A 22,518-nucleotide genomic window follows, 5' to 3' on the forward strand; every position below is an offset into this window, starting at 1 on the left:
GCATGGCCTAGCGGCGACGACGCAGCAAGGCGGCGAGCCCCGCCAGCAGCAACCATGCGCCGCCGAGTGCGCCACCCTTGCCGGCCACCGGCTCGGTGGGCGTGACGCCCGCGTCGCTGACTTCGATCACTGCGGCGCCGGGTTCGCTGCTCTGCGCGCCGCTGGTGTCGATGACCTGTGACACGGCCCGGTAGTTGCCGGCGGCGGTGTACGTGTGGCTAATCGCCACCGAACTCTGCCCGCCGAAGCTGCCGCTAGTGCTTTGGCCGTCACCGAAGTCCAGGGTATAGCTGTCTAGCGCCTCTCCATCAGTCGGCGTGCCGGATACCGTGAGCACGACATCCAGTGGTGCGTTGCCGGCATTGGTCGATGCATTCAGGGTTGCCCGAATCAGGCCGGAGGCGGTGCACAGCGCGGTGCCGCGAACGACGTAACCGCCAGGGCCGGCTGTGTCGCGGCTTGTAGCCGTGGATGAGCCGACGCGGGCACGGGCATCGAAGCCGGTGATCGCTTCGCCAACCTCCGTCCCACCGAAGAAGCTGCGCGGCACCTGCATGACCATGGTGCCATCGGCGCTGATAGCGCCTTCCAGGTCGCCTTCCACGGTGAACGTCAGCACGCCGGCGGCTTGGTTCACGTAGGTCCCGAATTCGAACTGCGGCAATGCAGCCGCGGCATTCACCGCGAAGTAGCGGTCAACACCGTCGCCGAGCAGGTTCTGGAACAGCAGCGGATAGAAGGAGGACGCCGGCGGTTGTCCCGCGGTGAAGCTGTCGACCTTGTAGGTCACGCTAAGAAAGTCCGGGCTGTCCGGCAGTTCTGCAACGGCGATGTACTCGATGTCCGTGTCTGGTGCACCGCCGTCGCCCAGCGCATCGAGAATGAAGCGGTCACCGGGCAGGGTGCAGGTGTCGACTTCTACAATCTCCTCCACCGGTAGTTCAATGGTGTTGCTCTCGGCTGCTGCACCCACGTTGTTGTTTGCCACGACGCGGTAGTAGTAGTTCGTGATGGCCGGGTCGACCGTGGGATCGGTATAAGTCTCCCGATCCGATGAGCCGACCAATGCGTAGGGCCCGGTCACATCTTCAGCGCGATAGATGTCGTAGCTGGTGATCGCAGCGCCGCCGTCGTCGGGCTTGTTCCAGGCCAGCGCTGCCTGGGTGGTGTCGCGCACGGAGCTATCGAGCAGACAAGCGGCGGCTGGGGTGGAAGGCGCCGTGCTGTTGTAAAGCGTGCCTAGCTGATCATCGAACGCGGCAAACAGCGTGCGGCCTCCGGATTGGCGCGCGAGCACCCCATTGTCGGAGAACGTGTTGCGCGCCGGATTGGCCACGCAGGTGCCAATGCAGCCGTCTGAATGTCCGAATAGCACCCGACCCTGATCGTCGATCTGGATGTCGTTGAAGTCCAGCAGGTTGCGGTTGTTGCCGCAGGTCGTGCCTGCCAGGCAGATGCCGCCTGCGCCCTGCACCGGATCGGTGGGCGATAGGTTGACCGTGTGGAAGCTGTTGCCGCGGTCGTAGGTAACCGACACGTAGGGATACCAGAAACCCGGGAAGTCGCCGCCCGACGCGGTCGCGCCGGGGCTGTCATCGTCCGTGCCCAGCCAGGCGCAGGCCGCGCGATCGCCGTCACCGGCGACAGCCGTCGGAAAGACTGCGTTGGCGATATCGTGGCCGGCCGCCAGGTTGCGGTAGCTGATGAAGGTGTCGCCCTTGTCATCCGACACCGCCATGCGGGGTTGGCCGTCGGAATCGTTCACGTAGCAGAAATAAAGGGTGCCGTCGGCGCCCACTCCGACACCCGGATCATCGCCCGGCAGGGTTTCGGGCACGGTCTTTACCGACCATGTGGTGCCGCTGTCCTCGGAGACGGCGACAGCCTGCTCCCCTCCGCAGTCACCGAATGGGACGTAGACGGTGCCATCGTCAGGGGAGACCTGCACATGACCATGCAGGGCGCCAATGCTGCCGCCGCAATCCAGTGCCGGGTTGAACATGGGCACGCCGGCGCCGAAGGTCACGCCGCCATCGTCGGAGCGCGCGCAGAATGCCGCGGCGACGGACTGCGAACAGTAGTACACCGCATAGCCGTCAGGATTGGGCACCCCCACGAAGTCAGGCGAATAGGGGCCTGAGCCGACTGTCTGGTGGTCTGCGCCGCCATTGGGCGGGCCGACCTGGCCGGGAATCCAGGTGTCGCCATCGTCATCGGTGATGGAGAAAACGCTGTTGGCCCCCGACAGCTGCGACTGGAAGGTGCGACCAGTGCTCTGCTCGGTTTCAAGGATCGGGTCAAGCGTGTTCACGTTGCCGGTGTAAGGCCGCGATTCCCAGACCGGTTCGCAGCTCGGCGGCAGCGGGTTGCCCGCCACATCCACCGTATCCAGATTCTCTACAAAGTTGATCTGCACCGGTTCCAGACCGGCAATGAACATCACCCGGCCGGTATTCGGATTGAAGCCAATCGTGGGTTCGCCCGCGCCGTTCGCCACACCGTTCGGAGACTGGTTGTAATAGAAACGGGGTGGCAGGCCGGTGGCGACAGGCTGGTCTGGCTGCTCTTCTTCGACCGGGATGTCCAGGGTGATCGTGACATCCGCGGTTCCGCCTGTCACCGCGTAGGGAAGCACCTCGACACGGTAGTTGACGGAACCACCACCGGCCGGCGTGATGATGGTTTCCGACGAGGGCGGGGCGTTGCCGGACGAGCCGATCTCGCCACCATCTTCGCTCAGCAGATAAAGGTCGTAATCCTCTGCGGGAATCTGGGCAGTCAACAGGATGCGAATGGTCGCGGATGGATTCGTCGTCGCGAAGTCGGCCGGCAGATCAACCGTTAGATCAAAGCGATCGCACTGGGCGGACGCCGGGCACGGACCTGATACAGGATCGGAGACCAGCGAAGGCCCGGACGTGAAACTCAGCGCCGGCGTATCCAGCGACAGTGTGCCGCTCGCCGGGTCCGCGGCTTGGGCGACCAACCCGGCAGCAGAACAAACCAACAAGACGAGGGAGGCGAGCGCGCGCGACGGCGTGACCTTGAGCATGGCGAATCCAGGCGAAGTTTTCAGAACCGCACTCTTGAGTACGAAATCGCCGCAAACTGCGACGCGCCAATCCGTGGACTTATTTTCCCAATTCTAGGCAGGTCGCCCGGAAACGTCCAGCCGTGTAGAGCGACCCGCACACCTGCACGGATTTGATCCTCCAGTCCGCCGCCGTGTATCGCTTCGCTCCAACCCATTCGGTAATGTCATGGATGCACCGGTCGATTTTGGGAGGGGACATGCGCTATCGAGTCGTGATGTTGGGCTTCGCGGTGTGCATGGTCGTCAGCATGGCTGCGGCGTCTGCGCCGCCGGTGGCGCTCGCGGAGTCGTACCAGGGTGACGTGGAGCTATCGCAGTACTGGGTGAGCGAGAAATTCGACGGTGTTCGTGGCTACTGGGATGGTCGGCAACTGCTGACCCGTAGCGGCGCGGTGATCGACGTACCGGACTGGTTCACTCGCGATTGGCCGAAGACCGTGATGGACGGTGAGCTTTGGGCCGGCTACGACGGGTTCTCTCGCATTTCAACGCTGGTCCGCACCGCAGGCCCCGAGCATCCGGGCTGGAAGGCGGTCACCTATCGCGTTTTTGACCTGCCGCAGCACGGAGGCGATTTTAACGCTCGTGTGCCGGCCATTCGCGAGGCGGTGAGCGCGATCAATCAGGCCTGGGTGCTGGCGGTCGATCAGTTCAAGGTCCGTGACGCCGCGGAGCTGGATGCCGCGTTGTCCGACGTTCTGGCGCGAGGTGGTGAAGGTCTGATCCTGCACCATGGTCTGCGCAGCCATCAGCCCGGTCGCAATTCCGGTTTGTTCAAGCTCAAGCCGTTTGAGGATGCTGAAGCCCGAGTGGTCGCAATCAATCCGGGCCGGGGTCGGTTACAGGGCATGATGGGGTCGATCGACGTCCGTACGCCGGATGGCCGGGTTTTCGCTCTGGGGACCGGCTTCAGCGACGAGCAGCGGGCCGATCCGCCGCCGTTGGGCGCGTGGGTGACCTATCGCTACAACGGTTACACCGCCAACGGTCTGCCCCGGTTCGCCCGCTTTCTACGCCTTCGACCGGGTGGGCCGCCTCCAGAGATATCGGCACAGCCACAAACCTCTGAGTGAGGCTGCCTTGGGGCTTATTACTTGGTGGCGTCGCGTTCGGGCAATAGCAACTGGGGGTCGATGCGGACCTTGCCCCAGTTCATCGACCAGTGCAGATGTGGGCCGGTCGCGCGGCCGGTGGCGCCAACCTTGGCGATGGCCTGACCCTGCGTGACCACGTCGCCTTCGGCGACCAGCGTGTCGGACAGGTGGATGAACGTGCTGGTAATGCCGTGGCCGTGGTCGACGATGAGCGTGCCACCGGTGAAGTACATGTCCGGATGCCACAGCGTCACCACGCCGCCGGCGGGGGCCAGCACCGGCGTGCCGGTGTCGCCGGCGATGTCCAGGCCGCTGTGCGGTGACTTGGGCGTGCCGTTGAGAATGCGCTGACTGCCGAACACACCGGTGACGATGCCATCCACCGGCCATAGAAAGGCTTCAGTGAAGTCGGTGCGCTGGGACTCGACGCCGCGGCCCTTGCGGATCTGGACCACGTCTTGCCAGATTCGGTCCTGAACTTCCTGGGTGCGGGGCGGCGTGACCTTGTCCTGCGGCAGGCCATCGATTCGCTGGACCTCGAATTCGCGATTTGCCACCGGGACGATGAGTTCGGCAGTGCTGCCATCTACGTCGGTCGCGCGGAGGGTCACATCGCCCTCGAAGGCGCGGGCGACGGCAAAGACGAAGGCGCCCTCCGCCGACACGGGCAGGCTTTGCCCGTTCATCGTGACGGTGGCACCTGCCGACGTGGCACCGCGCACCATCGCGCCCTGGGTGACGTCATCGCGCAGAGCCAGCGTGGGTTCTGCCCAGGCCGGTGCCGCGAGGGTCGTCCCGATGAGCAGCGCAATCGCCAACCGGATCATGCGGCGTTGCGGGCGTTGAGAAAGTCGATGGCCTTGGCGATACGCGATTCGGTGCGCTCGCGGCCCAGCAGCGCCAGGGTCTCGTCGATGGGTGGCGATACGGCATCGCCCGAGATCGCGACACGGATGGGCTGGGCGACCTTGCCCAGGCCCAGTTCGCGGGTTTCCGCAACGCTGTGCACCACCTGGTGGGCCGCCTCGCCGGTCCATTCCGGCAGGGCGCGGAAGCGCTCCAGCAAGTCGGTCAATACCGCCTGGGTGTCGGCCTTGAACCACTTCTTGACCGCCTTTTCGGCGTACTCGGTCGGCTCGTTGTAGAAGAACAGGCTTTTTTCGGTCATCTCGACCAGTGTCTTGCAGCGTTCGCGCTGCGACTTGATCACATCGATCGGGTCCGGGCCGTTCGCCAGATCAACGCCGGCTTGGTCGAGGTGCCAGCGCCAGTGTTCTAACACGATCGCCGGGTCCAGGTTCTGCATGTGTTGGTGGTTGATCCAGTTCAGTTTGCTCGGGTTGAACGCCCCGGCGCCCTTTTGCACCTGCTCGATGCGGAAGTGCTCCAGCATCTCCGCGCGGGTGAAGACTTCCTGGTCGCCATGCGACCAGCCGAGCCGCACCAGATAATTCAGTAAGGCTTCCGGCAGATAGCCCTCGTCGCGGTAGCTCATGACGCCGACCGCGCCGTGTCGCTTCGACAAGCGCTTGCCGTCCTCACCAAGAATCATCGGCACGTGGGCGTAGATCGGGACGCTGGCTCCCAGTGCCTGCAGGATCTGGATCTGCCGGGGTGTGTTGTTCACATGGTCGTCGCCGCGGATGACGTGGGAGATGCCCATCTCGTAGTCGTCGACCACCACCGTGAAGTTGTAGGTGGGCGTGCCGTCGCCACGGGCGATGATCAGATCGTCGAGTTCCTTGTTCTGGAAGCTCACACGCCCCTTGATCAGGTCGTCGAAGGCGGTCTCGCCTTCATCCGGCGAGCGGAACCGGATCACCGGATCAATGCCAGGGACGGGGTCGCTGCGATGGCGGCAGCGGCCGTCGTACATGGGTTTGCGGCCGTCGGCGCGCGCCTGTTCGCGCATCGTCTCCAGCTCGTCCTTGGTGCAGTAGCAATGGTAGGCGTGGCCGTCATCCAGCAGCTGCTGGGCGAGCGCGGCATAGCGATCAAAGCGTGCCGTCTGGAACACCGGTGGCTCGTCGGCCTCCAGGCCCAGCCAGGCCATGCCATCGAGAATCGCCTGCACCGACTCCTCGGTGGACCGCTCGCGGTCGGTGTCCTCGATGCGCAGCACAAAGCGTCCGCCTTGCTGGCGTGCGTAGAGCCAGGAGTACAGCGCGGTGCGCGCGCCACCTATATGCAGGTAGCCGGTCGGGGAGGGAGCGAAGCGGGTGGTGACGGACATGGGGCGTTCAGCTGGGGCATCGAAGGGCGCGTAGTGTATCAATGCGTTGACGCCAACACCGGCCGGGGCGACGCTTGGCAACCCTCCGCCATTGCCCACCTCCGACCATGGCCACGCTGTTCGTTGAAGAACTCGCCAATCTCGATTTCGCCTATCTGGATCCGCAGCGCGGACTGGTCGGCGAGACCTATCTGCTGGACCTGGAACTGACCGGTGATCTCGACGCGCAGGGCATGGTGCTGGATTTCGGCCGGGTCAAGCGCGAAATCAGGGACGCCGCCGAACGGTTGGTCGACCATAAGCTGGTGGTGCCGGCCCAGTCGCCGGCGGTTGCCTACGATGCGTCGGTCAACCGTGTGCTGCTGACCCTGGTTGCGGGCGGCATGATCGAGGTGGTTTGTCCGTCCCAGGCGCTGTGCCTGATTGATGCTGGGCAGGTCGGCATCGACACTGTTGCGGCTGCCGTGCGTGAGGTGGTTCGAGGCCAGGTGCCGGGCAACGTCAGCGACGTGGACGTGGTGTTGCGCCCCGAGCAGATCGATGGCGCCTGGTACCACTACTGCCACGGATTGCGGAAACATGACGGGGATTGTCAGCGTATCGCGCATGGTCACCGTTCGCGGATACGCATTGAGCGCGCTGGCCGCCGCGACGAGGGGCTGGAGCGGGCCTGGGCCGCTCGCTGGAACGACCATTTCCTGGCCACCGGCTCCGATGAACTGCCGGCCCAGCGCGTGGCCCATCGGCGCTTCGGCTATGACGCACCGCAAGGGCATTTCGAGTTGGAACTTCCGGCGTCACTCGTGGATATTCTGCCGACCGATACCACCGTCGAGCAGCTTGCAGAATTCACTGCAACGACGCTGGCAGGGCAACTGGGGGAACCGGTTGCCGTGCGGGCATACGAGGGCGTGCGCAAGGGGGCGAGGGCGATGGCGAGCGGAGTCGCTGGCTGAATAGACCGGAGTTTCCCTAGCGGCTCATCGCGACCGCGAGATGGGAACGAACCTTGCGATAACGCTTCATGTAAAGTTTTTGTAAGCGACGGGTGAAGCGTCGCAGCGATGCTTGGGGGCAACCGTGGTCTGGGGTGGCGAAATGTCTGATTCGTTTGCGCGTGGCGCGGCACGCTGGCTGCTGCTGGCCTGCATGCTGCCGGTGCTGGGCGCCTGCACGGGCGATTATTCCGGCGAGGCGGATGCCGTCTCCGAGTCGGCCGATCCGAACGAGGATAGCGGCGACGGTGGTGAAACCGGGGACGGCGGGGGTGAGACCGCCGGTGACGGTGGCGACGATGGGACGGGTGGCGCCGGCGGCGGAGACGGCGGTGCCGTCGCGGATGCCGGACCCGACCTCGACAATGGCAAGCGTCAGTATGCGCAGCTTTGCGCCAGCTGCCATGGCGATCGTGGCGAAGGCGGCATTGGCCCGGCGATGACCATGGCGCAGTGCCCCACCTGCCGCGGGCTGGATACCTTGATCCCGGAAATCGACGTCAACATGCCGTCGACCAATCCATCGCGCTGCGTTGATGATTGTGCCGAAGATATCGCGCAGTACATCTGGGATGGTTTTCCTGACGACACCAGCGACTCGGGCGATGGCTCGGTCGGCGACGGCGGGTCCGGTGGCAACGATGGCTCGGACGGCGGAGATTCCGGAAACGGCGACGGTGGATCAGGTGATGGAGGTTCCGGTGGCAGCGACGGAGGCTCGGATGGAGGCGACGGCGGATCCGGTGACGGCGGCTCCGGCGATGGCGGCTCCGACGCTCCCGACCCGACCTGTAGTGTCGAGATGCGCTTCCAGAGCAACTGGAATGTCGGGTTTGTCACGGAGGTCGTGATCTCCAACTTCAGCGGTCAGGCCATCGACGGCTGGGAAGTGGCGTTCACCTTCGCCAATGGCCAGCGGGTCACCAACGCCTGGAACACCGATCTCGCGCAGTCCGGCGCGGCAGTCTCGGCGCGCAATGTTGACTACAACAGTCGCATCGACAGCGGCGCCCAGACCTCATTCGGTTTTCAGGGCGAGCATGGCGGCACCAACGAACTGCCGACCGATGTACGTCTGATCGCCGATGGTTGCATCACGGCTGATAGTGGCGCCGGCGGCGATTCCGGCTCGGACGGCAATGGCGACGACGGCGGCGACGGCGGGACGGGGGGCGACGATGGTGGTGAACCGCTGGCCTGTGCGGAGCGCGCCGCGGCACCGCGGATGTTGCGCCTGCTCACGCGTCGTGAGTACGACCGCACCATCGCCGATCTCACCGGGCTGACGGGCAGTTTCACTGCCGATTTTCCGGTCGAGGCGCGCGTGGCCGGTTACGACAACAACGCCAACGTGGCCGTGGTGACCAGCCGGCATGTCGACCAGTACCTCGCCGCCGGCGCCGCCGTGGCTCAGCGCGCCGTGGCGGAGCGCCGCGACCCGTTGCTGGGGGATTGCAGTAGCGGCGACGCCTGCCTCAACGCATTCATCGATACCTTCGGGCGCCGCGCGTTTCGGCGGCCGCTGACGACTGCGGAGCGTGACGGCTACCGCGATCTGAACCGGGACGAGCTCACCGGCGGCGACTTCGATACGGCCATGGCGTTGATCATCCGCGCCATGCTGACATCGCCGAACTTTCTCTACCGGGCGGAGATCGGTGAGGCGTCGGGCAACGGCATCTACAGGCTGTCCGGCTACGAGGCGGCGACGGCGATGTCCTATGCATTGTGGGGCAGCATGCCGGATGCGGCATTGCTGCAGGCCGCGGCTGATGGTGATTTGGCCGGCGGGGCCGGCCGTGCCGCGCAGGCTGAGCGGATGCTGCAAGATCCGCGTGCGCGCGAGCAGATCGCCAACTTCGCCAGTCAGTGGACCGGGGCGTACCAGATTCTCGAACAGTTCAAGGACTACGAGATCTACCCGCGATTCAACGACACCGTGCGCGAGTCCATGGTCGAGGAGTTCTCCCGCTTCGTGAATCACGTGTTCCTGGATTCGGAAACGCGCAGCCTGACGGAGCTTTACACCGCGGATTACGCCTTTCTCAACGGCGCCCTGCGGAGCTTTTATCGCCAGCCGGGCTCGACATCCGATGCGGCCTTTGCCCAGCAAACCGTCGCTGACGGCACACGCGGGGGGCTGCTGGCCCTGGGCAGCGTCGTCGCCAGCCATGCACATTCCAACGAATCGTCGCCGATCAAGCGCGGCGTATTCGTGCGCGAGCAGTTGCTTTGCCAGGAACTGCCCGACCCGCCGCAGGATGTCGACACCACGCCTCCCGGACTGGACCCGAGCCTGACCACGCGCGAGCGTTTCCGGCAGCACACCGATGACCCGAACTGCGCCAGCTGCCATCAGTTCATTGACGGCATCGGCTTCGGTTTCGAGCGCTACGATGGTGTCGGTGACTATCGCGAAAACGAGAATGGGCAAACGGTGGACGACTCCGGCGAGGTCGTGGATATCGAAGGCTTCCAGTCGGGCACCAACGACCCGTTCTTCGGCGCGCGCCAGCTGGCCCAGCTGCTGGCCTCGAGTCCGGCGGCGCAAGACTGTGCCGTCACCCAGTACTACCGCTATACGCGTGGCTACGTGGAGGGCGAACGCGACGACTGCGTGATCGAGGAGCTGACGCAGGCGTTCCGCGACAGCCAGCTTGATCTCAAACAAATGCTGATCAACCAGATCGAACATCCGAGCTTCATGCGGCGGCATGCAGGAGGTGAATCGTGATTCGTCGACCGATCTCACGCCGGGGCTTTCTGCGCGGCATGGCCAACGCCGGTGCAGCACTGCCGTTGTCGGCCCTGCTGCATCGGTCCGCCTTGGCAGCCGAAAACGCCGGCGTGCCCCGCGCGCTGTTCGTGTTCATCCCCGATGGCTGTGCGCCGGAGCTATGGCATCCCAGCGGAGGCACCTACAATTTCACGCTGCCGACGATGACCGATCCGCTGGAATCCGTGCGGCAGCATTGCGTCTTCCTGCGCGGGCTCAACATGTATTCCGGTGGTTCCACGCATGAGGGTGGTGTGGCCAAGGTGCTGACGGCGACCGGCGACCTCTCCATGGACGTGTTCGTGGGGCAGTACTACAAGGATCAGACGCCGCATGCCTCGATCCATCTTGGCGTGGCGTCGAATCACCAGAACGGTTCCGGCTACATGTCCTACCTGGGTTCCGGACAACCGGTCTCGCCGGAAGACAATCCGCTGTCGGCCTACGAGCGCCTGTTCGGTCCGCCGGGCGGCGTGGAAGACATCGAGAACCGTCGCAAGCTCTCGGTGCTGGACGCCGCGCTGGCGGATATCAACAGCTTGCAGACACGGCTGGGCCAGGCCCAACGGCAGAAGCTGGAACTGCACATGGAGTCCGTGCGCGAGGTCGAGAACCGGATTCTGGCCGCCGATCAGGCCGGGGCGGGCGAATGCTCGCAGCCGGATTGGAATCGCCAGGGCTGGTCGATTCCCGACGGCTATAACACCTATCCGAACTACCACGACCGTGATGACCAGTTCGCGACCGTGGGCAAGCTGCAGATGGACCTGGCCGTGCTCGCTTTGGGCTGCGACATGACCCGCAGCATCTCACTGCAATGGTCGCACCCGGTCAGTCCCACGCATTTACAGCCGGAAACCGGAGCCTCGCAGCGTCATCATGACTCCTCGCATTTTGATGCGAACAATCTCGATTCCGCCGAGAACTTCACCCGCTACAAGCGCTGGTTTTCGGAGCAGTTTGCCTATCTGCTGCGTGAACTCGACGCGCATCCCGACGGTAACGGGACCTTGCTCGACAACACGGCGATCTTCCTGTGTTCGGAGCTGGGCCATTCGTCGCTGCATAACCATCGCAACATGCCGTTCATTCTGGCCGGCCGGGCGGGCGGACTCGAGACCGGCCGCTACCTCGATTACTCTGCCGCCAATGGCGGAGACGGTGAGACGCACGCCAAGTTGCTGGTATCGATCGCGAATGCGGTCGGCATACCGATCAACAGCTTCGGGTATACAGGCCACGGAGACGGGCCGCTGCAAGGACTGTACGCATGATTCGATCGTGGCTGGGCGGGGCGTTGCTGCTGTTTCCCATCGCCGCACAGGCGGTGGAGATTGGCCAGGTGGCGCCGGAGACCCAGGGGCCGCGGCTGCTTTATGACCACACCATCGATTTGAAAGAGCTGCGGGGCAAGACCGTGTTGTTGGACTTTTGGGCATCCTGGTGCGGGCCCTGCAAACAGTCGCTGCCCATGCTCGACGAGATGCGCAGTGACCTGGTCGCCGCCGGCTACCCGGACATGTTCGAGATCATCGCGGTGAATCTCGACGAGGATCCCGAGGCAGCCAAGAAATTCCTCCAGCGGTATCCGGTGAGTTACCCGGTTATTTCCGACCCCGCGGCCGAACTCGCCGTGCTCTACAAGATTCCCACCATGCCGACCACGTTCATCATTGATCGAGAGGGTGTGGTGGTGTGGCGGCACGAGGGTTTCCGCCCCGCTGAACTCAGCGACATCCGACGCCGTCTGGTCCAGACCATGAACGGTGAGGCCACGCCATGAAGCAAATCACCCGGCTTGTTCTTTCGGCGCTGACGATCTGTCTCTGCTCTGCCTGTTCGACCACGCCGCTGAAGCCCTGGGAGCGGGGCCATCTCGCCGAACCGACGATGAGCTGGGAGCCGGACCCGCTCGCAAGCCAGCTCGACTCACACGTGTACTTCAGCAAGGAAGCGTCCACCGGCGGAGCCAGCGTGGGCGGCGGCGGCTGCGGCTGTAACTAGGGCCTGCGAGCATTCCATGACCGATTCCAAGCAACGCCCCGCGAGCAAGGCCCTGCAGGCACTGACCGCAGCCGCCATGTCGCTGCCTGCGTATCAGGTGGCTGCGGCGACGCGGGACGAGACGGCGCGCGTCTCGGTCCGCACGGCGCTTTACGACGAAGCCGAGCTGGATTCGCAGCAGGTGTCGTCAACAACCACCGAGCGCTATGACATCGAAATCGGGCAGCTACGGGCAAGCGCTCCGGTGGGCGAGCGGTTCTCTGTCGCCCTGGATGTCGCTTACGAGACGATGTCCGGTGCCTCGCCCTGGTTTGTCCAGCCGGACGCCGATGGCGCACCCGTGCAGGTCATGAGTGGTGCCACCATCGACGATGCGCGCACCGATCTGCTGCTGTCCGTCTCACGGTACAGTGCCAGCGGACGGCGGGTGTCGGTGTCTGTCGGCCAATCGACCGAGGACGACTACGAGTCGCAAAATCTGGGCATCGAGGTCGAGTGGGAAGACGATGACAAGATGACGGCGTACACCGTGGGCGGCGGGTATGCGTCCGATACGATCACACCCACCGATGCGCAGACGCGATTCCCGAGCCGCCCCGATGAAGAGGACAAGCAGTCCCTGACGCTGCTTGGCGGGGTGTCCCAGATCCTCGGCCCCAAGACCGTTGTACAGACGGCCTTGTCGGTGAGCTATCTGGATGGCTATTTGTCGGATCCCTACAAGCTGGTGTTCGTCGATGATGACCTTCGCCAGGACGCCCGTCCGGATGGGCGCTGGACGGGCGCCTGGACGACACGACTGCGGCGTCGCTTCTCCAGCGTCGGCGCCACCGCACATCTGGATTACCGGCTCTACGGAGACGACTGGGAAGTCGTCTCGCACACGGTCTCACTGAGCTGGTATCAGGACATCGGTGAGCGAGTAACCGTCACGCCGAATCTGCGCTATTACAGCCAGAGTCAGGCCTTTTTCTATCGGCCGTACTTCCGTACCACCCGAGACGACAACCTGTACTCCAGCGACTACCGGCTATCGCCCTACGGCGCCCTGACGATCGGCCTGGCGGGCGAATACCGCTTCGACAGCCTGAGTCTCACCGGCAGCATCGAGCAGTACGAAAGCAGCGGCGACTACGCCCTGGGCTCCGTGGTCACCGAGAACCCCGGACTGGTGGACTTCACGTTGCTGGCCGTCGGGCTGAAGTACGCGTTCTAGGGAAACACTAATCTATTCACACCACCAAGACGGAGCCGGTTTTCGCGCAAGCCTAGGCGGAGTGAGTGCGGTTTGGTCGTTCCAAATAAGCGAACGACCACGCAGGCTTGCGGGAAAACCGGCCCGTTCCATACGGATTGCGCCTGAAAACAGGCCATGCGGCGTTACTCGTCGCTTGTTTGGAATGACCAAACTTCACTCCTCGCGCCTTGCCTGGCCTGTTTTCAGGCGGCAACTTGGCGGCGGGAATAGATCAGTGTTTCCCTAGGCACGGCGTGGAGGCCGTCGACTTCCGGGCGATGGGCTGCCCGTGCCGCATCCAGGCAGATTCGTCGGCCGCGGTGGCGGCGGCGCAAGCCGTGGTGCTGCGTCTGGAGGCTCGCTACTCGCGTTATCTGCCTGATAGTGAAACCTCGCGAATCAATCGTAGCGCCGGCAAGCCTGGCGGCGTTGTCGTCGATGACGAAACGGCCGAGCTGCTGAATTTCGCCGCGGCAGCGCATGCGCAAAGCGAAGGACGCTTCGACATCACCTCCGGCGTGTTGCGGCGGGTGTGGGATTTTCGCAGCGGCGCCGTGCCGGATCTGCTGGCCGTTGACCGATGTCTGGAACAGGTGGGCTGGCATCGTGTGCGGTGGCAACCCCCGGTCCTGGAGCTGCCGGTCGGCGCGGAACTGGATTTCGGCGGATTCGTGAAGGAATACGCGGCCGATGCTGCCGCCTCCGCGGCGCGGGTGGCCGGTGGCGTGCATGGCCTAGTTGATCTGGGTGGCGATCTCGCGGTGATCGGCCCGAACCCGGATGGCAGCCCTTGGCGGGTGGGCATTCGTGATCCGTTTGCCCCCGATCAGGCCGTGGCCACCATCGAACTGGCGAGCGGCGGGCTGGCCAGCAGCGGCAATTATGAGCGGGCGATTCGCACCGATCAGGGCGTCTACGGTCATGTGCTCGACCCGAGAACGGGCTGGCCACCGGAGTCTGGTTTTGCTGGCGTCTCGGCTCGTGCCGACAGCTGCCTGCTTGCCGGCATCGCGACCACCGTGGCGATGGTCAGCGGCGTCGACGCCGGGCAGGCATGGCTTGTGGGCCTAGGCCTGCCCTTTGTCGCGGTCACCGCCCAGCGGCAGGTGATATTCGGTGGTGACGCCGGCTAGCCGCGGCTGGCGTGGATTAGGGCGCGGGCTGGTCGGTGCCGATCAGTGGCAGGCTGATCGTGCCTTCCACATTGACCTGGCCACCCAGCCCCGTGGACCCCGCATACTGATCCAGCGAACCGCCGGAGAACAGCAGCATCAGTTCTTCGCCTTCCGCCAGGCGCTCGAACACACCGTTCATTTCGATGCTGAACTCGCCATACCCACGAATGGGGCGGTACTGGTTCTGGAAGACTTCGCCACCAGCGCGGCCCATCGCCGCGAGGAAAATCGGATCGCCCACGCCGGCGTCGCCGAGCAACGGGTCGGTGACCGTGATGTTGAGCACAGGAATGCCCGCCAACACGTCACCGCCAGTCGGGGCGGTGTACACCGGAATGGCCACTGGTGAGAGGCCACCAAGCTCACCCGTCGTGACGCTTTGCGATTCGATGGTCACCTCGGTGCCACCCACCGCGACCTCGTCCACGATCACCGCGTCGCTGCCGGAACCGCCCAGCATGAGGCAGATGCCGGGGATGAAATCCGCCACCCCGCTGCGACCGTAGAGCTTTTCCTCAAACCAGGCGAAGGTGGCGTCGGCGCGCTCGATCTCGCCGCAGTGGTCACCGCCATCGCCATTGTCGATGCCATGGCCCTGGGCTTTGGTGAACAGCCGCACATCGCCACCTTGCGCCGACAGGCACTGGAAGTTGGCATAGGCGTCGTTGAAGTTGAACAGGGTGTCCTGCGCGCTTTGTGTCACGAAAGCATCGATCGGCGTCAGCCCACCGGCGGCCGTGAAGGCGTTTTCGCCGGCGCAATGCGACGCCAGGCTGTGGTGGTAGAGCAGTTCGAGGTTGGTGTCGCTGAGCATGTTGAGGGTCAAGCCCTCGACCAGCCCCTGGTTGACCTGCGGGTCTTGCGTGTTCGGCGGCAGGTTGCCACCGGCGGACAGCAGCGTGGCCCAGAAGGTCTTGAAGACACCGCCGGAGAACAGGCTGTAGCGCAGATCGTTCCAGGTGATATCCGGTGCGATGGCGTCGAGGCGGTGTTTGCTGTCGATGGCCCAGATCAGATGCTGGTAACCACCGCCGTAGCTGCTTCCGATGGCCCCGATGATCGGATTGCCCTTGCCAAGGCCGGTGTCGGGGCCGTTGTTGTCATAGGCGAGCCAGCCCAAGGTCGTCTCGGCCCAGTCCAGTATCTGCAACAGATCCTGGCCTTCCAGCGCCGGATCGAGAATGCGGATGGTGCCTCCGGACTCATTGTGACCGCGCTCGTCGATGCTGACGATGCCGTAACCGGCGTCGCGCAGACGGTCCATCAGGGAGCCTTCGGCCGGAGCGGTGGCTTGTCGCGCGCCGCCGTAGCCATGACTGTGCAGGATCAGCGGATAGGTCGCGCCTTCGGTGACCGTGGTGGGTTCGAGCACAGTGATCGCGATGGCCTCGCCGTCCACATTGGAGACCAGCGGTTCTGGTGAGTACACCTCGCCGTCGCGTGATTCCCCACCGCCACCAACCGGGCCGCCACCGCTACCGTCGTTCGTGCCGCCGCCAGAACTGCTGCCGCAGCCCGCGCCCATTGCCGTCGCCAAGCCGACGACCGCCAGCATTCCCCATCGTGTCATAACGTCTCCTCGCAAAGTGATGGTCGGGTCTTACGCCCGTTACACAGCGAAGGATTGTGACTGTTTTGTGAAAGCGAGGGTAGCCCGGCTACGCCAACGGTATTGAACGGCCGCCCCGGCGGGCCTTTCTGGCGCTAACTTCGGCCAATGGCGAGCGTTAGCAGGCCGGCATCCAGCTCGAACTGCTCCCGGTGCTCGCCGGCCGGGTCCGCATCTGAACGCAGCTCGATCGCCAGCGTTTCGCGGGCGACCCAGTCGCCGTGCGTGGTCAGCGCCTGTGCCAGTTCGCCCTCGCCCTGCCAGAGCACGACGATGCGGTCGGTTACGTCGAAATCGGCGGCCTTGCGCATGTTCTGAATGCGGTTGATCGCCTCGCGTGCGAGGCCCTTGGAGCGCAGCGCCGGGGTGACGGTCGTGTCGAGCGCAACTGTCACGCCGCCCTCCCGCAGCGCAGCCCAGCCCTCGGCGCCCTGGGTTTCGACCAGCAGGTCATCGCCGGCCAGTTCGAACGGCTCGCCATCGAGGTCGACGACCAGGGTTTGGCCATCGGCCACCGCGGAGATCTGCTCGGCGTCGAGTCGGGCAATCTGCGCCGCGAGGCTTTTCATCCGCTTGCCGGCGCGCTTGCCGAGCACGCGGAAGTTTGGTTTGACCGCGCGATGAATCAGGTCGGAGCCGCTGTCGACATAGTCCAGAGCCTCGACATTGACCTCGTCCAGAATCAGGTCGCGCACGAGTTCGATGGCGGTCTCGTCGACACCGGGTTCGATGACCACCGATAGCCTCGCCAGGGGTTGGCGGACGTTGAGCTTGTGGGTGTTGCGCAGTGCCAGTGTGGTCGACACGATTGTTCGTGCCAGGGCCATCCGGTGTTCCAGCTCTGGAGCAATCATGCTCTGGTCCACAACAGGGAAGTCCGCCAGATGGACCGAGCTTGCCGCCGAGGCATCACCCAGCAGGGCCTGATGCAGCCAGTCGGCGTAGAACGGAGCGATTGGCGCCATCAGGCGGGCAATGCCGAGCAGCACCGTGTAGGTGGTCTGGTAGGCGGCGCGCTTGTCGGCGTCCGACACGCCGGTGTCCTTCTTGCCGGCCCAGAACACCGGCCGGGAGCGGCGGATATACCAGTTCGACAGGGCGTCGACCAGCGCCTCGATGGCGCGGGCCGCGCGGGTCGGGTTGTAGCCATCCAGTGCCTCGATGACCTCGCCTGTGGTCGTATGCAGGCGTGACAGCATCCAGCGATCCAACTCGCGGCGCTGCTCCAGCGGCACCGGCGCTTCGGTCGGGTCGATGCCGTCGATGTTCGCGTAGCTGGCGAAGAATCCGTAGACATTGGTCAGCGTCATGAACAGCTTACGCCGGGTCTCGACGATCCCGGCATCGGAATACTTGGTGCTGTCCCAGGGCGGTGAGGCCGCCATCAGGTACCAGCGCACGGCATCGGCGCCGTGTGTGTCCAGCGCTTCGAACGGATCGACCGTGTTGCCCTTGGACTTGGACATCTTTTCGCCGTTGGCATCCAGCAACAGGCCGTTGACCACCACGTTCTTATACGCGACCGAGTCCATGACCAGGGTCGCGATCGCGTGCAGCGTGTAGAACCAGCCGCGCGTCTGGTCCAGGCCCTCGGCGATGAAGTCGGCCGGGAAATTGCGCTCGAAGCTGTCCTTGTTTTCGAAGGGGTAGTGCCACTGGGCGAAGGGCATCGCGCCGGAGTCGAACCAGACGTCGATGATCTCTGGCACGCGCCGCATGGTGCCGCCCTGGCCGTCGGGCCAGGTGATGTCGTCGACGAACGGGCGGTGCAGGTCCAGCGCCTCGTCGCCCGGCCAGGCATCGCCGGCCTTGGCTCTCAGCTCCTCGATGGATCCGATCATTTCGACCCGTTCCGGATCGCGGTCCGAGACCCAGATTGGCAGCGGAGTGCCCCAGAAGCGGTGGCGCGACAAGGCCCAATCGACATTGTTCTTCAGCCATTCGCCGAAGCGGCCACGACCGACGTGTTCGGGCTGCCAGCCGATGGTGGCGTTGAGTTCGACCAGTCGCTCCTTGAAGGCCGTGGTTTTCACGAACCAGCTTTCGACTGGGTAGCTCATCAGCGGCGTGCCGCGGCGCCAGTCATGCGGGTAGTTGTGCAGGTACTGGTCGCGCTTGAACAGCAGGCCGCGCTCTTTCAGGTCACGGCAGATCGGCTTGTCGGCGTCCTTGAACCACAGACCGCCGACCAGCGGCATGGCTTCTTCGAAGTGGCCGTCGCGGCGCACGGGGTTGACCATCTCCACCCCCACGCGCTTGGCGGTTTCGAAGTCGTCCGCGCCAAACGCCGGGGCGGTGTGGACGATGCCCGTGCCGTCCTCCGTGGTCACGTAGTCGGCGGTGGCCACGACATGGGCGCCGGCATGATCGACATAGTGGTCGAAGGGCGGGGTGTAGCGCATGCCGGCCAGTTCGTCGCCGCGCAGGGTCTCCAGCACCTCGAAGTCCTCGCCGAGCACCTTGGAGGCCAGCGCCTCGGCGACGATGAACTGTCCGGACTCGGTCTTCGCCTTCACGTAGCGGATAGACGGCCCTACGGCCAGCAGCAGGTTGGAGATCAGCGTCCAGGGCGTGGTCGTCCACGCCAGAAAGGCGGTCTCCGGCTCGTCGGCCAGCGGAAACGCGACCGTCACGGCGGGGTCGGCGACTTCCTGGTAGCCCAGGCTAACCTCGTGGCTGGACAACACGGTGCCGGTGCCCGGCGAATACCAGTGAATCTTGTGGCCCTTGTAGATCAGGCCCTTATCCCACAGCTGCCGGAGCAGCCACCACACCGATTCGATGTAGTGGTTGTCGTAAGTCACATAGGGATCATCCAGATCGACCCAGTAGGCCATGCGCTGGGTTAGCGTGTTCCAAAGTCCGGTGTACTCGCCGACGCTGGCCTTGCAGGCGGCGTTGTATTCGGCGACACCAAAGGCTTCGATGTCTTCGCGGGATTTCAGGCCGAGTTTTTTCTCGACCTCGATTTCAACCGGCAGGCCGTGCGTATCCCAGCCGGCCTTGCGGTCCACGCGGTAGCCGCGCATCGCCTTGTAGCGGCAGAAGCTGTCCTTGATCGTACGCGCCAGCACGTGATGCACGCCGGGCCGGCCATTGGCCGTGGGCGGGCCTTCGTAGAAGGTGAAGCTGGGCGCGTCCGCCCGCTGCGAAATCGACTGCTGGAAAATCTGTTCGCGTTCCCACCAGTCCAGTCGCTCGGCCTCCATGGCCTGGTGATCGAGTTGTCGGACTTCAAGAAAGCGAGTCATGTCGGTTGGATTGGCCGTGTGGACGGGATTTCGCGGCGCGTGAGTATACCCAACCGCGGCGTGGCCCCTGCGTTAGCGCAGGCGTGGTTCCAGTTCCGCGCGCATGGCTTCGATGCGGAGATCCTTTTCGTCCCAGAGCGCGTTGACCCAGTTGCGGGCCTGTTCACGCCGGCCGCGTGGTGTGCTGTGGTCGAAGCTTGGGACCGGCCGCAATGCCATTTCGACCAGCACGGGTTGCTCGGTGCCGGTCAGGAACCGCCAGAAGCCCGGCCCCTCGGGTGTCGGGTAGGCAAGGGTGGTGTCGATGATGCCGTCCAATTGGTCGCCCATGGCATCAATCACATAGCTCACCCCGCCGGCGCGTGGGTTGAGCAGGTGTGTCCAGCGTGCTTGCTGGGCGGCATGGCGCGCGCGGGAGAACCGGGTGCCCTCGACGTAATTGATGATGGTCACCGCGCGGCCGCGGTATCGCGCGCAGGCCGCACGGGCGGTTTCGAGATCGCGTTGAGCCAGGGCGGGATTGGCCGCTTTCGCCTGCGAGGAATAACGGCGCATGAACGGAAAATCCATGGCCCAGCACGCGAAGCCGATGACCGGGAACCAGATCAGCTCGCGCTTGAGAAAGAAGCGGGGGAAGGGGATGCGCCGATGATGCAGGACGAGCAGATAAAGAATGTCGACCCAGGATTGATGATTGCATATCAGCAGGTAGGTTCGGTCGGTGCGTAGGTCGCCGTGTATGCGCAATTCGTAGGCGCCGACGCGCATCAGCGCCAGCAGTCGCTGAAGGCCGGCGGAGAACAGACCAACGATCCGGTCCATGCGGCCGGCGCACCAGCCGCGCACTGCCTGATGCGGTAGCGCCAGTTTGATCAGGGCGATCGGAAGCAGCAGCAGAAAGCAGCCCAGCAGCCAGATCACGCCAAGAACCAGCGTGACACCTGCGGTGCACTGTCGCCTCACCTGCGTGGTGAGGCTAACCTCAGGCCGCTTCGAACCGGTGTCGGTGGACTGCATCGACCAGGGTGGCGACAGCGTCTGGGCGGATGTCCGGCGTGATGCCGTGACCGAGGTTGAACACGTGGCCGGGCGCGGGTCCGAAGGCATCAAGCGTCCGTGCCACCTCGCGTTCGATGACGTGGTGATCGGCGCGCAGAATCCCCGGGTCGAGATTGCCTTGCAGCGCGACACGGTCGCCGACCCGGCGTCGGGCATCGGCCGGGTCGCAGCACCAGTCCAGGCCCAGCGCATCGGCGCCGGCGTCGACGATGTGTTCCAGCCATGGCGCGCCGCCCTTGGTGAATAGAATCACCGGAACGTTTTCCGGGCCGCGGTCCAGACCCGCGATGATGCGCTGCATCGGTTCCAGCGACCAACGGCGGTAGGCGTCGTAGGACAGCGATCCACCCCAGGTATCGAAGATCTGCACCGCCTGCGCACCGGCGGCGATCTGCGCATTCAGATACAGGGTGATCGACTCGACCAGGGTGTCCAGCAAATGCGCGATCGCATCCGGGCGGTCGTAGGCCAGCGTCTTGATCCGGGCGAAATCGCGCGAACCCTGACCTTCGACCATGTAGCAGGCCAGGGTCCATGGGCTGCCGGCGAAGCCGATCAGCGGAGTCCGGTTGTCCAGCGTCTTGCGAATGAGCCGCACGGCGTCCATGACGTAGCCCAGGTCATCCTCGGGATCCGGCACGCCCAGGGCCTGAATGCCGCTGAGATCGCGCACGGGTCGGTCGAAGCGCGGGCCCTGCTTTTCGACCAGCGTCAGCCCCAGACCCATCGCGTCGGGGATGGTCAGGATGTCCGAAAACAGGATGGCCGCATCCAGTTCGAAGCGGCGCAGCGGCTGCATGGTGACTTCGCAGGCCAGCTCCGGGGTTTTGCAAAGCGTGAGAAAGTCCCCGGCTTCGGCGCGCGTGGCCCGATACTCGGGCAGATAGCGTCCTGCCTGACGCATGATCCACACGGGGGTCTTGTCCACGGGCTGGCGACGCAGCGCGCGGATAAAGCGATGACTGGATTCCATGGCGGCGGAGTCTAAAAGCTTCGGGCCTGCCGCGTCACTCAGGCGGGTTGGTCAGCCAGGCCTTGTTCGATGGCGCGCAGGATGGATTCAGCCGCGGCGGCCGGGTTGTCCGCGTCGCGAATCGGCCGTCCGACCACGATGTGGCTGGCGCCCGCCTTGATTGCGGACTGCGGCGTCATCACGCGTTTCTGATCGGCGTGATGGGTTTCGAGCGTTGGCCGAATCCCTGGCGTGACCGCGAGTGCATCAGGACCGAGTAGCGCGCGGACCCGGCCCACTTCGTGGCCGGAGCACACGACACCATCCAGGCCGGCTTGTCGAGCGCGGCTGGCATGGCGCAACACCAGGTCATCAACCGGCGTGGTGATGCCCAGGTCGGTGAGGTCTGCTTGGTCGAGGCTGGTCAGAGCCGTGACGGCGATCACCTGCAGTGTGGCGCCTTTGGCTTGCGCGGCAGCCTCGAGCATCGCGGTCTGACCGGCGTGAACGGTGAGCAACTGGGCGCCGGAGGCGGCCAGCCGTTCGACCGCCCGGCCAACGGTGGCCGGGATGTCATGCAGCTTCAGATCGCAGAACACACGATGCCCCTGACCGACCAGCCAGTCCAGCAAGACGAAGTAGTCCGGCGTCATCGCCAGTTCAAGGCCGATCTTGTAGTGACCAACGGTATCGCCCAGCCGCTCGACCAATGCCTTCGCGTGGGCGAGGTCTGGAACATCCAGGGCAACGATCAATCGCTCGCGCGCAGTGGTTTCGGCCATGATTCGTCGGGAGGGGTAGGGGGACGGCGGCTATCTTAGGAGCCGATCGGGGGATTGTCGAAGCCCGCGTCGAACGGTGACGGTGCGGATGCGTCGTTCATCTCCTGCAGCGCGCCGTTGGGGCATTTTTACGGTTTGTTCACCTGGGTCACTCTCATACACTCGAGCCTGAACAAACTTAAACAACAAATCGGGACCGGGGACATGGCCAATATTCGTTTAGCGGTTGCCGCATGTGTGGCATTGACCATCATGGC

Annotated in this window: 16 protein-coding genes; 8 read left to right on the forward strand and 8 right to left on the reverse strand. The window is 64.5% G+C overall.

Annotation, left to right across the window (positions count from 1 at the left end):
* Window positions 1–7: 7 nt before the first annotated feature.
* Entirely contained in the window at window positions 8–3,052 is a 3,045-nt protein-coding gene (locus ACE1EY_RS12520; RefSeq protein WP_291515079.1) for a PKD domain-containing protein, read from the reverse strand.
* Between the two features lie 239 nt (window positions 3,053–3,291).
* Here ACE1EY_RS12520 and ACE1EY_RS12525 point away from each other — a divergent pair, with 239 nt between their 5' ends.
* On the forward strand, window positions 3,292–4,167 hold the full coding sequence (locus ACE1EY_RS12525; RefSeq protein WP_370300302.1) for a DNA ligase: 876 nt from the start codon (window positions 3,292–3,294) through the stop codon (window positions 4,165–4,167).
* A 17-nt stretch (window positions 4,168–4,184) separates the two neighbouring features.
* Here the strand turns inward: ACE1EY_RS12525 and ACE1EY_RS12530 are convergent, their stop codons facing one another.
* On the reverse strand, window positions 4,185–5,015 hold the full coding sequence (locus tag ACE1EY_RS12530; RefSeq protein WP_370300303.1) for a M23 family metallopeptidase: 831 nt from the start codon (window positions 5,013–5,015) through the stop codon (window positions 4,185–4,187).
* On the reverse strand, window positions 5,012–6,421 hold the full coding sequence (gene gltX / locus ACE1EY_RS12535; protein ID WP_370300304.1) for a glutamate--tRNA ligase: 1,410 nt from the start codon (window positions 6,419–6,421) through the stop codon (window positions 5,012–5,014). Before gltX ends, ACE1EY_RS12530 begins: the two co-directional genes overlap by 4 nt.
* A gap of 107 nt (window positions 6,422–6,528) precedes the next feature.
* On the opposite strand from gltX, the gene ACE1EY_RS12540 reads away from it, so the two are divergent.
* The 7 genes from ACE1EY_RS12540 to ACE1EY_RS12570 all read left to right on the forward strand — a co-directional run bounded on the left by ACE1EY_RS12540 (window position 6,529) and on the right by ACE1EY_RS12570 (window position 14,566).
* Window positions 6,529–7,377, forward strand: a complete 849-nt coding sequence (locus ACE1EY_RS12540; protein WP_291515083.1) for a 6-carboxytetrahydropterin synthase — start codon at window positions 6,529–6,531, stop codon at window positions 7,375–7,377.
* Between the two features lie 142 nt (window positions 7,378–7,519).
* Complete coding sequence (locus ACE1EY_RS12545; protein WP_370300305.1) at window positions 7,520–10,150, forward strand: DUF1592 domain-containing protein; 2,631 nt, start codon at window positions 7,520–7,522, stop codon at window positions 10,148–10,150.
* Window positions 10,147–11,466 (forward strand): DUF1552 domain-containing protein, encoded by a 1,320-nt coding sequence (locus ACE1EY_RS12550; RefSeq protein WP_291515086.1) that lies wholly within the window; start codon window positions 10,147–10,149, stop codon window positions 11,464–11,466. Before ACE1EY_RS12545 ends, ACE1EY_RS12550 begins: the two co-directional genes overlap by 4 nt.
* A complete protein-coding gene (locus tag ACE1EY_RS12555) occupies window positions 11,463–11,975 on the forward strand; it encodes a TlpA family protein disulfide reductase (RefSeq protein WP_370300306.1) in 513 nt (170 codons plus the stop codon). Before ACE1EY_RS12550 ends, ACE1EY_RS12555 begins: the two co-directional genes overlap by 4 nt.
* Entirely contained in the window at window positions 11,972–12,196 is a 225-nt protein-coding gene (locus ACE1EY_RS12560; protein WP_291515088.1) for a DUF4266 domain-containing protein, read from the forward strand. The genes ACE1EY_RS12555 and ACE1EY_RS12560 overlap by 4 nt, the downstream gene beginning before the upstream one ends.
* Window positions 12,197–12,212: 16 nt before the next feature.
* On the forward strand, window positions 12,213–13,412 hold the full coding sequence (locus ACE1EY_RS12565; protein ID WP_291515089.1) for a DUF3570 domain-containing protein: 1,200 nt from the start codon (window positions 12,213–12,215) through the stop codon (window positions 13,410–13,412).
* 275 nt (window positions 13,413–13,687) lie between these two features.
* Window positions 13,688–14,566 (forward strand): FAD:protein FMN transferase, encoded by an 879-nt coding sequence (locus ACE1EY_RS12570; RefSeq protein WP_370300307.1) that lies wholly within the window; start codon window positions 13,688–13,690, stop codon window positions 14,564–14,566.
* 16 nt (window positions 14,567–14,582) lie between these two features.
* Here ACE1EY_RS12570 and ACE1EY_RS12575 read toward each other — a convergent pair whose 3' ends face one another.
* From ACE1EY_RS12575 to pyrF, 5 genes are all read right to left on the reverse strand, one after another.
* Window positions 14,583–16,178, reverse strand: a complete 1,596-nt coding sequence (locus ACE1EY_RS12575) for a CocE/NonD family hydrolase (RefSeq protein WP_370300308.1) — start codon at window positions 16,176–16,178, stop codon at window positions 14,583–14,585.
* Window positions 16,179–16,312: 134 nt separating this feature from the next.
* Window positions 16,313–19,468: an isoleucine--tRNA ligase gene (gene ileS, locus ACE1EY_RS12580; RefSeq protein WP_370300309.1), complete on the reverse strand. Its 3,156-nt coding sequence runs from the start codon at window positions 19,466–19,468 to the stop codon at window positions 16,313–16,315.
* Between the two features lie 72 nt (window positions 19,469–19,540).
* Window positions 19,541–20,431, reverse strand: a complete 891-nt coding sequence (locus tag ACE1EY_RS12585) for an acetyltransferase (RefSeq protein WP_373928089.1) — start codon at window positions 20,429–20,431, stop codon at window positions 19,541–19,543.
* Between the two features lie 19 nt (window positions 20,432–20,450).
* On the reverse strand, window positions 20,451–21,500 hold the full coding sequence (hemE, locus tag ACE1EY_RS12590; protein WP_291515197.1) for a uroporphyrinogen decarboxylase: 1,050 nt from the start codon (window positions 21,498–21,500) through the stop codon (window positions 20,451–20,453).
* A gap of 38 nt (window positions 21,501–21,538) precedes the next feature.
* Window positions 21,539–22,261 carry an orotidine-5'-phosphate decarboxylase gene (gene pyrF / locus ACE1EY_RS12595; RefSeq protein ID WP_291515198.1) on the reverse strand — a complete coding sequence of 241 codons (723 nt, stop codon included), beginning with the start codon at window positions 22,259–22,261 and terminating at the stop codon, window positions 21,539–21,541.
* Between the last annotated feature and the right edge of the window lie 257 nt (window positions 22,262–22,518).

The sequence above is a fragment of the Abyssibacter sp. genome (genome assembly GCF_964229365.1).
In the GTDB taxonomy this organism is placed as follows: Bacteria; Pseudomonadota; Gammaproteobacteria; order Nevskiales; family OUC007; genus Abyssibacter.